Consider the following 12,992-nt stretch of genomic DNA (forward strand, 5'->3'; position numbering starts at 1 on the left):
CAAGGTCAAGTAGAAACAACAAGTGGCCTATTTCGAACATTTGGCAGTATATCTCCGTACAACATCGTTTTATGAATTTCAATATCCTTTGCTTCAGTAAACCGATATTTTATCAGTTTAGCGGGAACACCCCCAACAATTGCAAATTCAGGAATATTTTTAGAAACAACAGAACCGGCCGCTACTATAGCACCATCTCCAATAGTAACACCACATAAAATAATAGAATTCGTTCCGATCCATACATCCCTACCAATATAAGTCCTTTCAAGTATATGTCTACCAGAAAAAGTTGAAGGTGTTCCCACAATATCAAATCGATGATCTCCACCAATAATTTTAACATCGGGCGCTATCATTGTATACCTACCTATTGAAACACCTGGATATATGGTGCAGCCTTTCCCTACATAGCTAAACTCAGAAGCAATAAAATCTCTACTTATTTCCACCCTTCCACCAATATTAAATGTACTATGCACATTTCTCAAACCGTAAATATACTTGATTACAAAAAACTTAAGCTTTCTAAAAAGAAAAGCTAAATAATCGTTGTTTTTGATAGCCATTATCGATTATTTAGAACAGATTCAAAAATTGATCTTTGATATTCTGGATTGTAAAAACGATCTACTACACTCATACATTTATTTATTAGGAGCTCATCTTTAATGGGGTATTTAACAAACCATTTATCAATTTTATTTATCAAACTATCTAAATTATTATATTGATACAAATCCCCAGTCTCACCTACCAAAATAGATTCTACTTCAGGCATTTGAATATTTAAATTATCATGAGAGATGACTGGAGTTCCATACGATAATGAGTGAATAGCAGTAAGTCCTACATTTCCAGGATTAACGCACAAATCTGAAAATGACAAAAATTTAGCAATCTTTTCCTCATCATATAATGCACCCGTAAAGTAAACCGCCCTTTCTAAACCTAAATTTTTCACCTTTTGATGAAGGTTATAATATTCTTCACCATCTCCGATCAACAAAAGATTGAATGCTGTATTACCTAACTTCTGAGTAAGTCTATACTGAGCTTCAATAAGCATATCAATTCTTTTTATCTTATTCAGTCGCCCAATGAAGCATATAGTAGGGATTTCAGAGGACTCAAATAATTCAGCTCTAAAATGAACTGTGGAAATATAAGAAAACTTTTGACGTAAAGATAAAGCTGTCTTATAGTCCAAAGAATTATATATAATATGAATATTACTCTCTGAACCAACATAATATTTCTTCAAAATTTGCGCTGCTCTATTTCCATATAGAAAATAGCCATTTGCAATCTTATAAAAGAAAAACAACTTTATATAATCAACAAAAATAAGTTTATCTTTATAAACACCGTGCATCCAAAAATAAACCTTCCTATTCAACAACCTCGCTAAAATAGCAGCAACCCAAGTGGACAGGTGATAGGGATTTCCCAGGAAAATATAAGTATCAAATTTATTGGCCAAAACGAATCTACTTAAACCGCTTTGCCAAAGAATTTTTCTTTTAAATAACCATATGTTTTTCAAAAAAAACCACCTAAGTCCTCCATTTTTTAATGGTAATTGAGCATATCTAATATCAACCTGTTCTATGGATATGTCACTTGTTTGCCCAGATAGAATAACAAAATCTAAAATCTCACTATTCATCAACTCCCGAAATATAGGCAACCTATATAACGCAATATAATGATACACAATTGCTATTTTCCTCATATACATTAAAAGATAAATACATACGGAATAACACCACCTCTATTTTTAGAAATATAATAAACGAAATAAAACAAAGAATAACTTAAGACAATAAAACTATGAAACATTCTCTTATTCCCGTGAAATGAGTAAACCAAATTAGATAACAAAAACACTTCAAAAGGTAAGAAGTATAAGGCAAACCTATAAAATAATGAAACGGCCACAAATAGGTTAGAAATCAAATTACCAAATAAAAAAAGGTTCTTATAAAAGAAATTTCCTTTTAAATAATAAAAAATATAGATGCAAATTAAAACTCTTGGGATAAGAATTCCAAACATATTTACTCTATTAATTTCTACCTCCTCCTTATAATCTACATAATTAGCATACTTTTCAAAAGGCAGAAGAGCTAATAACTCATTAACAAAATCAGTAAATCCTAAAAAACCGATAATTAAAGTACTAATTAATAAAAAAATAACAGTTCTAGTTGGAATTACTATTTTTTTAGCCAAATAGACTATTGGTATTAAAGCGAATGATGAATAATGAATTATTGAGAAACAAAAAATTAGAATAAAACTAGAAAACAGTTTGTTACGCTTATAAAAATATGTAAATAGAATAAACAAAGAAATAGCCAGTCCTTGCTTAATAAGACTAAATGGATACTGATAATAAAACAAAAGAACAAAAAGAAGCAGTGTGAAAACCGGTAAAGAAGTCTCCTTATAAGACACATAGGAAATACTAACAATCGTAACAAAGGAAACAATAATTATAACAAAGTGAAAATCTAAGGAAAAATAATCTACAATTTGATTAAGAAGTACCCAACCTATTTCAAATTTAGAAAGAAGATTGCTATTAGCTACAGAAGATGTTATTTCCCGTTGAAATGCCTGCTTATATCCATAATAATCAATTCCAACAGACTCACCTCTAAAAGCAGACAAAATAAATAAAACAAAAGTTACATATATTATGCTGATTTTACTCCTAAAAGTATATATTAAGATGAATAAAACAAGAATAATGTAAACTAACATCTATTTATCAAAAATATTTTTTAACAACTTTAAAAAAATATTATTCTGAATAGCTACATGCTCACGAATTTGATCAAAATAAATTCTACGATTTGTCTGAATCTCAGATAACTTTTCTACGTCTAATAAATTAAATATAAAATGACTTTGGTTTATACTTTCAAAAATATTTAGAATTTTCTCGGTTTTAATATTAGAATCAATAATCCCAATTGGAATAGTATTGTAACACTGAGCCAACAAAAGAACGTGTAGCCTATTACTAAGAACAACTTCAATATCTGAATAAAAAGACCTGTCCTCCCATTTTAAAACAGAATCTTTAAATATAATATTTTTAGAATGATTAAATTTACTAAACAACATATTATTATAATCATAATCACGTTGTACTTGGTAAAAAATAACAATCGAATATCCCTGTGATAAATAATAACTTATAAATATACTAACCGAATTAAAAATATTAACATCCAAAACGCTGTCATTCATATCTCTAAATGATATAGCTACTTTCTTAGAATTGATAAAAGTGCTAAAATTTAGGTTAGAATTAACTAAAAAGCATAAATCAGGAACATACTTAACTTCAATATTATGATTTTGAAATAATCTAACATTATGAAAACTCCTGACATAAAATGGATTTACTACACTACTTAATTTCTTGAAAAAATATATATCAAAATCAGATCTAATAATTAAATCATTTCCCAATAGAAAAATTTTAGAACCCTTATTACTTAATATTTTAAACAAATATAGAAACGAAAGATATCTAATCTTATCAAGTAGGGTAATAGCACCTCCAAATGGGCCTGGGCTTTTGAAAACATGCGTAAATTTAAACTTGTTTAAAAAAGGAATTAAAAAAAGTCCCTTGCCTTTAGTACTTACATTAGTTAGTGTATTAAGTTCAATAACATTTTCATTTTCAAGCAAAATATTTTTAAAATGATCTGGAACTGCCTTAGTGTCTAAGTACACTTCTCCATACTCTGCTAAAGCATCAATCAAACACTTATTAATTAGAAGATCCCCCATATTATCATATTGGGTAGCAACAATATATAGTATTTTATTCATTTTTATTATAATTTAGATATAGCATTACTAAACTCAGAATAATTTTTACCTGCATCAAAATTATCTTTCCAATATTCCTTTACTTGAATTTTATTTATTAATTTCTGTATTAAAACAGTGTTTAAAGCATTAACTACTTCCTCAACAGAAGGATTCTCTGTTAGAAGCACTCCTGTTTGAGCAACAACTATTTCACCACTCCCTCCTACATTTGTAGCGATTACAGGTATGCCAAACGATTGCGCTTCCATAATAGAAACAGGAATTCCTTCAGAACTGCTGAGGTTAATAAATGAATCAACTGGTACTATTTCGTAATACTCATAAATATGATGATTTGCCACATTTCCTTTAAAATTGATGACTAAATTTTCAGGAGTTAATATTTCAGCATTTTTTCTTATCGTTAGAAGCTCATCTCCGTCACCAAAATGCGTCCATATTATTTTTCTATCAGGTACAGTTTTAGCGAAAGCAACTACCGATTCTAATATATAACCAATTCGCTTCATAGGATGAACACGGGAGACCGAAACTATAGAATGAGTATTACCTACCGAACTACTGGATATCACCCCCCTATCATGCACTCCCAATTTGGAAACCTTTATATTCGATTTTTTTAGAGGATATTTTTTCTCCAAATATTCCTTTCCATTTAAAGATATAGAATAAATAAAATCGGTCTGTTCTATAGTTTTTTCTCTATACAACCAAAATGGAAGGGTAGACTCCAATCCTTCATATATATCATATCGGTGTGCTCTGGAAATGACTTTAAAGTTCTTTTGCTTTTGCACTTTAATTTCCGTAAATACCAAAGGTGCTTCATTGAACCAGTATGTGTAAATTATATCCACACTATCTAATTCTGGCCGATTAGAGAAAAAATTGTAATATGCCAAATAGGCAGAAACGTATTGAAATATTAATTTAAAATCACTGACACGTTTTACTAATTTTAAATGGGAAAAAATTGCTTTGTATAAAGTTAAGGAAAAAGCAGTTATTAAAGCTCTTTTCTTCTTATTCTTAAAAACATACGAAAAATCACCAACAACTTTCACATTACTCGGAACAACTCGCTTATATTCCGAAATTTCGGTTGGAAAAATGATTATTTCATCAAACTTCTGAGCAATATAAGCTATCTCTGATTCTATAAAAGCTTCTGTCGTATAATAGGGATATCTTCTAGTAATAAAAATGAGTCTTTTAGTCATTTCACTTGAGTTTGTAGAAATTAAGTTTACTTTTTATCGACCGTACAGAGATAATAAAAGACTGTGCTTCCTTTTCATTTAATTTAAAAAAATTAAAAACTTGAGCTAATGTTAACCAAGAGTAAAATTTAAGTCTTAACTTTAAATTTAACTTTTTGGGATTGTAGTTATTTTTGACAAAATTTAAAAACTTTTTATAATACCCACTTCTCACCAAAATAATAAAGTTTGTAACCACTGTTCTTTGAAAATCATAATTAGAATTTAATATAACCGATTCAATCCCTTCTCTATTTACCTTTTCCAAAATTTGCTCCCTTTGCTCATGTTTCCTAGATAATGTCATTCGTAGTACCGAAATTCTACTATTTTTTTCGAAACTCTCAGGTCTAGCGGCCACACCATCTTCGCGTTTAAATTGCTTGTAGTGGAGTGTATCTAATATTTTACCTTTACCAATTCTTAAAAATCTGAGAAACAAATCCCAATCCTGTGTGTTTGTGAAAATTTTTTCATATCCACCAACTTGTTCATAGGTGAATTTTCTGAACATTGACGCCCCATGCATTATCCTACAGTTTGTTAAAAAATCATCAATTCCCAAATCACCAGAAAATTTGCTTTCCTCAATTTTAGCTAATGTATCCTCATCATACCTTTCAAATCTTGATGCAACAACAACATATTCAGGATTTTCTTCTAAAAACTTAATCTGTTCCCCTATACGCTCAGGCGAAGAAATATCTCCTGAACCGTGAATAGCAATATATTCACCTTGTGCTAAATCTACTGCCTTTTTTATAGTATTTGTAAAACCCATATTTGTATGTGATATTACACGTACCCTAGGATCAGTATAACGATTAAATTTTTCAACAGTATTATCTGACGAGCCATCATCAACGAGTAACAACTCAAAGTTCTTAAAAGTTTGGTTAAGAAGACTTTCAACAGATTGTTCCACACAATAGGATCTATTGTAATAAACTGTAATAATGGATACTTTTGGCTTCATTACTTATATCACCCTTTGTTCTACTTCTAACTCTACCTGATGCAAATTGTAAACCCGCTTTTTTACTTCCTTAATAATTTCAAGAATATCGGATCCTGATGCATTATTAAAGTTAATGATAAAGCCACCGTGCTTTTCGGATATTTTTGCACCGCCTATGGCAAAGCCTTTCATCTGTAACTCATCTATCAATGCGCCTACGTAATAACCTGGTGGTCGTTTGAAAACGCTGCCTGCATTTGGGAAATCATTGGGTTGTTTTGCCCAGCGCTGCGTCTTTACTAGTTCCATTTTTTCTTTAATCTCATTTTTCTCTCTTTTCTGCAATTTGAGCCAGGCTTTTAGTACTATTTTATCGGTATTTCGTTGAAAAAAACTGTTGCGGTATTCAAAAGACATCTCTTCTTTAAATATTTCTTTAATTTGTAGATCAGCCAAATCCAGATAACGAACCTTTACCAACACATCTTTGATTTCCTCACCCGAAGCGCCTGCATTCATCACTATTGCACCACCAAGCGAACTTGGAATATCATAAAATATTTCCACTCCACTCAACCCAACTTCCAAAGCCTTTTGTGCTACATCCCACATCATAGCGCCGGCTTCAATTTCTAAAACCTCGTTCACAACTTTCACATTATTAAAATTACCACTAAATAGCAAGATCGGTTTCTCGTAATACTCTTTCGAAAAAATAATATTATGTCCACTTCCAAGTAAAATAAAATCTTTATATTCCGTAAAAAAAGATACAATATCTTCTTCACTTTCCGGGAAATAAGCAACTTTACAATTCGCTTTTATTTTATATGAGTTGTAAGATGTAAGGTCTAAATTTTCTGCTATTTTCATTATTTCTTTTTTGGAATAAACTTACCTATCTTCGACAAAATAACATTAAAATCACTTTTACGAATTCCGAACAATTCCGTGGCAGGTACTTTTGTTTCTTTGCAATAAAAATATGCAAACAGAATGGCTGCCACACTGTAGCTTATGGAAGAAGCAACTGAAGCACCATTAGCCCCGTAATCTTCTATCAACAATAAATTCAGTACCAGATTTATAATTAATGCAGGTACCATGGCTTTCATCGAAATCCAAGGTTTACCTTTTCCGGCCAAATCCATATTCATTACCTTAAAAACGGTTAATAATAAAACACCTGGTAATAAAATTTTTAAAACCGAAATACTATCGCGAAATGCTTCACCATACATAGTAAGTATTACAAAATTAGACAGGAAAAACAAAACCATAGATGCGCCTCCAACTATAACCAAAGAAATCCGTAATAGTTGTGCCACCTTAAGCGAGAATATATAATCATCTTTTGCTGAGGCACTTCGTGAAAAAATGATAGTACTTAATACCATGGGGATATGCCAAAGATATTGAATTATTCCTGCTCCTTTTGAATAAATACCAAGCTCGTAAGAAGTACTCAACTTATCCAACAGTATAACATCTACCTTATAGTTTAGATTAATTATCAATAATGCTATAGCATAAACAATCCCTAAAGACAACATTGACGATATGACTTTAAAATCATATTGCAAACTAAATGCTTTCAAAAATTCATTTTTAAAAAGCATTAGTAATGCTATAAATAACTGTCCGCCTACTGCAGCAATCAATGCTCCCTGTATCCCTTGATCGAATAATCCGACCAAAATCAAAGAAATAACTAATACTATAAATGGTGGAATCCAATTTACTTTATTGAATGACTTTAAATCATTTCTACCCAAGAAAATACCAGAATTATACGTAATAAACAAACTAAACGGAATGGGTAAAAGTGCCAAAATTACCCAAAGGAAATTTTCTCCGGATTTACTAAAATAGGTCATTAAAAGATAACAAATAAAAAGTGAAACAACTGTGGTTAAACTCCAAATTTGAGTTATGGCCCTTTTTATTCTATCTTCAGAATAAATATTCTTCCCTAAGAAATACGCAGTAGATTGCCGAATTCCTAAAGATCCAAATGACATAAACAGAGACGGATAGACAGTTAGTCCTGCTATTATACCATTTCCCTCTGGTCCAATAAAACGCGCCGTTATAATAGAAGTAAAAATACCAAATAATATAATGGCAACATTTGACGAACCGACGCGTACCAAATCTTTCGCAAAAGAACTCATTTCCCTTTAATTTTAAATGGGGTGCCATATGCCACAGAGTTAGCTGGAACATCTTTGTTAATCAGAGAATTTGCTCCTATAACACTGTCTTCACCTATAGTTAATCCCCCTATAATTTTTGCGCCAGCAAAAATTTTAACATTATCTTTTACAATGGGATATTCTAATTTTTCTCCCAGTTTTCCATGGCTGCCAAAAGTTACCTGCTGCCATATCTTAACATTGTTTCCAATTATAACTCCATCACCAATAACAATCCCTATTGCGTGAGGAAAACGGACGTTTTTACCAATTTGCGCCTCATAAGAGATGTCACATCCTCTTTTAGAAACAAGTTTATATTTATAATAAAGTGCTATCTTACTAGAAAAAATAAACCTGCTATTAAATAAATATTTACCAATTCTATGGTTCAATAAAATCCGAAACCCAGCGCTGAAAAAGTAACAGCGCAGGAAAGTTTTAAATGACTTTTTTGGTAAATCGTCTTTTATGGCCTGTATAGTTTGTTTAAGTGTTATCATTAGTTTAAAATATGCATCCGGTTGCCAGTACTTACCATAAAATAGACAATTTACGATTTTTGGGTGTCTAATGGTTTGATATAGTATTTTTTGGTTAAAAATGCCCTATATCATTAAAATAACTTCGACTTTATTGATTACTCCCCTGTTAGGAAAGAATTGCGACATTTCACCCCAATATATAATAGAGGGATAGACAGGATTGGTTTAAATAGAAACTCCTAAATTTTTCAGTTTTTTAAACAAATTTTCATAACCCCGATGAATTTGCCATGAATTTTCAATTATAGTCTCGCCTTCGGCGGTCAGCCCTGCAAGAAGCAATGCAATTCCAGCTCTCAAATCAAGTGCCTTAACCGCAGCGCCAGTAAGTGGATTCCCTCCATTAATCACTAGTAAATCTCCTTCTACCTTATAATTCATTCCCATTTTAGCAAGCTCTTCTGCATAGCCATACCTACCAGGAAACCTCAAATCAACTATTTTAGATTCACCTTTAGACATAGCACCATAAACTGCCATAATCGGCTGCATATCGGAATTTATACCGGGATATGGGCCCGTACTTATTTCTATGGGGTATGGAGTACCTCCTTTGACTATTACGGAATCAGTACCTTTATACCATCTAAAACCACTTTCTTTCAAAAAGATCAAAGGAACTTCCAAGTGGTCTGTTGGGAAATTCTCAATTTCAACGTCTCCATTCGTTATTACTGAACCTATTGCCCATGTCAAGGCTTCCATATTGTCCGGTATGACGCTGTGAACAACTCCTGACAACTTCGGTACACCCTCAATCTCAATTCTTTGTTGGCCAAAAACCTTAATTTTTGCACCCATTTTGGATAACATATCGATTAAATCCATTATTTCTGGTCGAATGTGAGGATTCCACAGAACAGTACTTCCTTGTGCAAGAGAAGCTGCAATTATACTATTCTCCGTTGCACCTGTAGATCTCATAGGTAAATGGATACTATTGCCCTTCAACCTTCCGCCTTTAGCCTTAGCACATAAAAAATCATCTTCTTCCCATACTTCTGCGCCTAACCTTTCTAAAAGCATTACATGTAAATCATACTTACGCTCACCAAGTTTACATCCACCAGGAAGGGGGACTTTCCCTTCGCCAAATCTGGCTGTGAGTGCCCCAAGAATAAGTAATGTGTTGCGTATTGATCTGTCTTTCCAATCTAGAACCGTGGTAGATTTTGCTTCAGATTCAGAAATTTTCACGTAGTCTTCATTTGAAAAATATTCTTTACCTAAAACCTTTAGCATCTCCAAATGAACCTGTACATCCAATAGTCCATTTGGGAAATTGTACAATTCTATATTTTCATCTGTGAGAATAGAGGCAGCTAGAAGACGCAATGAACTATTTTTTGCTCCACTTACTTTTACGCTTCCATTCAAAGTGCCTTTAGTTACTATTAAAGTATTTTCCATGTATTCAATATTTATTCATTAATTTATAAAAGAATTCAAAATTTTATTAATCATTATAATATTTTACATACCATTTAACAAATTTATCTATCCCCTCTTCTAACTTCACTTTCGGTATGTACGAAAATTTAATTCTTAAATAATCTGTATCAGCATATGTTACCTGTACATCACCTGGCTGAGCCTCTACATAATTCTTAGTCAATTCAATGCCAGTGCTTTTTTCTATTTGACTGATAAAGTCGCCAAGACCTACAGGTTTACCTTGTCCTATATTACAAACATCAGCACTTAATATTTTATCCTTACGATCAAATACTTGAGTAATGCCAGCTACAATATCATCAATATATGTGAAATCTCTTTCTTGGTTTCCTTGGTTAAATACCTTAATTTCTGTTTTATCAAAAGCGGATTTTGTAAATATAAAAGGAGCCATATCGGGACGTCCCCATGGACCATAAACTGTAAAAAATCTCAAGCCTATGGATCTAATTCCAAATAAATGATGATAGGTATAGGCCATCAGTTCATTAGATCGTTTAGTAGCTGCATACAAACTGATTGGTTGATTGCAGACTTCTGTTTCTGAAAAAGGTTGGGATGAATTTAATCCATATACCGAAGAACTGCTTGCATAGATAAGCTCAGTAATACTTTGATGCCTGCAAAATTCCAACACATTTAGGAATCCCTCAATATTTGATTTGATATATGCTTTGGGGTTCTCCAAACTATACCGCACACCTGCCTGCGCTGCGAGATGAATGAGCGAAGTAATCTCAAATTCATTTTTTAGAAGATCCCACAAACGGTCATCCTCAATATCTGCCTTAATAAAAGTAAACAAACCACTATCAACCCTTGTCAAAGGCTCCTCGTCTTGATGTATTCCTTTAATTCCAAGTTCAGCCAATCTTGCCAATTTAAGCTGAGGATCATAATATGTGTTAAGGTTATCCACGCCTATCACTTGATGACCTTCACTAAGAAGTTTTGCACAAAGGTGAAATCCTATAAATCCGGCTGATCCAGTTACTAATATTTGCATAGAATAAATTAATTTTAGAATTTACAAGCAGTGTATATCTAATAAGAAAGAGAATACGCCTAGAAACACCACCATTAATATTATTAGCAATTAACCAAAATTAAATTTACCTAAGATATTGTTGGTGAAACATATGTCTTAATACCATCTAATTCATAGAAATTAAATGAAGTTATAGGGAAAATAAAAAGTAAAAGTGAGAAACATTGCCATACTCAAAGCTTCGCCCCATAAGCCCCATATACGGAACCAATTATTTAAAAATTAACAAGTGCAGGGTTTATTATTAAAACAGACTGAATATGTCTTTTCAAAAATATTTTACTTATCACAAAAATTCTAACGCAACAGCTTTAAAAGCCAAAGGCTAAAATCTACGTTTAATTTGATAGTGTAAATTTAGTCGCTTGTCGTATATTTTCAAAGTAATTTCTTTTTTTACCAGCCATTAATAAAATTATATTAGGTTAAAAAAAGTATTAAAAGTGAGAAAATAGTATTTAAAACAATCTTTTTTGTAATTTACATATAGGAAAAGCTTTTTTAAATAAAAAAAGGAATTAATCGCAATTTTAAGGTCACAAACGGTGGATAGTAAAAGTTTTACAGGGACAACTTATCAGGTTGACCTCCAAACTGAAATGCACCTATAGTGTTTTTGAAGTTCTCCTAATTGCGAAATGATTAAAATAGAACAATTAGCTTTTCTAAGGAAGTTCATTTTCAAAACCCCAGCAACTAAAAAAACGTGAAACTTCATGTCGATAAAGAAAATAGCAATTTCCAGATTTCTAATTCCTTGAAATTCCCGCAATAAAACTCGGGTTGAGTAAATTTTCTTTATTATAAATTAATACCTCATTTCCACCCATTTGGAACAATTGACAATTCAACGCAATTAAAATACCATGTGCTGATCCTGTATCCCATTCCATCGTAGGAGCAAGTCTTGGATAAAGCTGGGCTTTGTTTTCGGCAATTAACATAAATTTTAGGGACGACCCCATGGTAATGGTTTCAGCACCCGGATATTTATCAATAATCTCTTTAGTTTCCTGATTTAAATGAGATCGGCTCGCCACGATGGTTTTGACTTCCTGTTCTTCTAGTGGTACTAAACGTATTGGATCCTCGCTACCTACTTGCTTCCAAGCTCCATTTTCCTCACTCCCCCAATATATCCACTTTAAAACCGGTGCGTAAATTACACCCATAATTGGCCTGTTCTTGTACATCAACGCGATATTCACCGTGAACTCCCCATTCTTCTTGACGAACTCCTTTGTTCCATCCAATGGGTCAACTAACCAAAAGTACGTCCAGTTTTTTCTTTCATCATAAGGGATAGTTCTTCCTTCCTCTGAGAGAATCGGTAGACCGGTGACGTTTAAATGCTGAGAAATAACATCATGCGCAGCTTTATCCGCTAAGGTAAGCGGTGACTGATCATCTTTGACCTCCAAACCAATATCCGCGTTTTGATAAACAGTAAGAATTGCTTTCCCGGCTTCCAGGCTAGCCTTTTTCGCTATAGAGGTTAGTTGTTGCAAATTAATATTGGTTGTTTCCATTTAAAAACTCTTAGTTTGATAAATCAGTATTAAATCAAGACTCCCCATGAAAACTGCTTTGATTTTCTCTTAAGTCATTCCTGCAATACTATCGCATTCCAAAAACCCTTTTAGAGAAATTTTAGCATGTAAATTTGGGGTACGC

The 12,992-nt window shown here is 32.3% G+C and carries 12 protein-coding genes; all 12 read right to left on the reverse strand.

Annotation, left to right across the window (positions count from 1 at the left end; genetic code table 11):
• Nucleotides 1-5: 5 nt before the first annotated feature.
• The 12 genes from FQ608_RS04885 to cysQ all read right to left on the reverse strand — a co-directional run bounded on the left by FQ608_RS04885 (nucleotide 6) and on the right by cysQ (nucleotide 12,847).
• Nucleotides 6-569: a CatB-related O-acetyltransferase gene (locus FQ608_RS04885; protein WP_158856666.1), complete on the reverse strand. Its 564-nt coding sequence runs from the start codon at nucleotides 567-569 to the stop codon at nucleotides 6-8.
• The gene (locus tag FQ608_RS04890; RefSeq protein ID WP_158856667.1) at nucleotides 569-1,735 is read right to left on the reverse strand and encodes a glycosyltransferase; all 1,167 of its coding nucleotides are present in this window, start codon (nucleotides 1,733-1,735) and stop codon (nucleotides 569-571) included. The genes FQ608_RS04885 and FQ608_RS04890 overlap by 1 nt, the downstream gene beginning before the upstream one ends.
• Before the next feature lie 5 nt (nucleotides 1,736-1,740).
• Nucleotides 1,741-2,769, reverse strand: a complete 1,029-nt coding sequence (locus FQ608_RS04895) for an EpsG family protein (RefSeq protein ID WP_158856668.1) — start codon at nucleotides 2,767-2,769, stop codon at nucleotides 1,741-1,743.
• Nucleotides 2,770-3,855: a hypothetical protein gene (locus FQ608_RS04900; protein WP_158856669.1), complete on the reverse strand. Its 1,086-nt coding sequence runs from the start codon at nucleotides 3,853-3,855 to the stop codon at nucleotides 2,770-2,772. It lies immediately after the preceding gene.
• A 5-nt stretch (nucleotides 3,856-3,860) separates the two neighbouring features.
• Nucleotides 3,861-5,078, reverse strand: coding sequence for a glycosyltransferase (locus FQ608_RS04905; protein ID WP_158856670.1), 1,218 nt, complete (start codon nucleotides 5,076-5,078; stop codon nucleotides 3,861-3,863).
• A 1-nt stretch (nucleotide 5,079) separates the two neighbouring features.
• The gene (locus FQ608_RS04910) at nucleotides 5,080-6,093 is read right to left on the reverse strand and encodes a glycosyltransferase family 2 protein (RefSeq protein ID WP_158856671.1); all 1,014 of its coding nucleotides are present in this window, start codon (nucleotides 6,091-6,093) and stop codon (nucleotides 5,080-5,082) included.
• Between the two features lie 3 nt (nucleotides 6,094-6,096).
• A complete protein-coding gene (gene murB, locus FQ608_RS04915) occupies nucleotides 6,097-6,948 on the reverse strand; it encodes a UDP-N-acetylmuramate dehydrogenase (RefSeq protein ID WP_158856672.1) in 852 nt (283 codons plus the stop codon).
• The gene (locus FQ608_RS04920) at nucleotides 6,948-8,249 is read right to left on the reverse strand and encodes an oligosaccharide flippase family protein (protein WP_158856673.1); all 1,302 of its coding nucleotides are present in this window, start codon (nucleotides 8,247-8,249) and stop codon (nucleotides 6,948-6,950) included. The genes murB and FQ608_RS04920 overlap by 1 nt, the downstream gene beginning before the upstream one ends.
• Nucleotides 8,246-8,773 carry a serine O-acetyltransferase gene (locus FQ608_RS04925; protein ID WP_158856674.1) on the reverse strand — a complete coding sequence of 176 codons (528 nt, stop codon included), beginning with the start codon at nucleotides 8,771-8,773 and terminating at the stop codon, nucleotides 8,246-8,248. The genes FQ608_RS04920 and FQ608_RS04925 overlap by 4 nt, the downstream gene beginning before the upstream one ends.
• Before the next feature lie 207 nt (nucleotides 8,774-8,980).
• A complete protein-coding gene (gene murA / locus FQ608_RS04930) occupies nucleotides 8,981-10,225 on the reverse strand; it encodes a UDP-N-acetylglucosamine 1-carboxyvinyltransferase (protein ID WP_158856675.1) in 1,245 nt (414 codons plus the stop codon).
• 46 nt (nucleotides 10,226-10,271) lie between these two features.
• The gene (locus tag FQ608_RS04935) at nucleotides 10,272-11,276 is read right to left on the reverse strand and encodes an NAD-dependent epimerase/dehydratase family protein (RefSeq protein ID WP_158856676.1); all 1,005 of its coding nucleotides are present in this window, start codon (nucleotides 11,274-11,276) and stop codon (nucleotides 10,272-10,274) included.
• Nucleotides 11,277-12,067: 791 nt separating this feature from the next.
• The gene (cysQ, locus tag FQ608_RS04940; protein WP_199856307.1) at nucleotides 12,068-12,847 is read right to left on the reverse strand and encodes a 3'(2'),5'-bisphosphate nucleotidase CysQ; all 780 of its coding nucleotides are present in this window, start codon (nucleotides 12,845-12,847) and stop codon (nucleotides 12,068-12,070) included.
• Nucleotides 12,848-12,992: the final 145 nt, after the last annotated feature.

Source organism: Lunatibacter salilacus (assembly GCF_009797935.1).
GTDB lineage: Bacteria > Bacteroidota > Bacteroidia > Cytophagales > Cyclobacteriaceae > Lunatibacter > Lunatibacter salilacus.

Bases quoted from the DNA above. Each gene is read 5' to 3' on its own strand.
- FQ608_RS04885 (WP_158856666.1), bottom strand. From the start codon at position 569: ATGGCTATCAAAAACAACGATTATTTAGCTTTTCTTTTTAGAAAGCTT.
- FQ608_RS04890 (WP_158856667.1), bottom strand. From the start codon at position 1,735: ATGAGGAAAATAGCAATTGTGTATCATTATATTGCGTTATATAGGTTG.
- FQ608_RS04895 (WP_158856668.1), bottom strand. From the start codon at position 2,769: ATGTTAGTTTACATTATTCTTGTTTTATTCATCTTAATATATACTTTT.
- FQ608_RS04900 (WP_158856669.1), bottom strand. From the start codon at position 3,855: ATGAATAAAATACTATATATTGTTGCTACCCAATATGATAATATGGGG.
- FQ608_RS04905 (WP_158856670.1), bottom strand. From the start codon at position 5,078: ATGACTAAAAGACTCATTTTTATTACTAGAAGATATCCCTATTATACG.
- FQ608_RS04910 (WP_158856671.1), bottom strand. From the start codon at position 6,093: ATGAAGCCAAAAGTATCCATTATTACAGTTTATTACAATAGATCCTAT.
- murB (WP_158856672.1), bottom strand. From the start codon at position 6,948: ATGAAAATAGCAGAAAATTTAGACCTTACATCTTACAACTCATATAAA.
- FQ608_RS04920 (WP_158856673.1), bottom strand. From the start codon at position 8,249: ATGAGTTCTTTTGCGAAAGATTTGGTACGCGTCGGTTCGTCAAATGTT.
- FQ608_RS04925 (WP_158856674.1), bottom strand. From the start codon at position 8,773: ATGATAACACTTAAACAAACTATACAGGCCATAAAAGACGATTTACCA.
- murA (WP_158856675.1), bottom strand. From the start codon at position 10,225: ATGGAAAATACTTTAATAGTAACTAAAGGCACTTTGAATGGAAGCGTA.
- FQ608_RS04935 (WP_158856676.1), bottom strand. From the start codon at position 11,276: ATGCAAATATTAGTAACTGGATCAGCCGGATTTATAGGATTTCACCTT.
- cysQ (WP_199856307.1), bottom strand. From the start codon at position 12,847: ATGGAAACAACCAATATTAATTTGCAACAACTAACCTCTATAGCGAAA.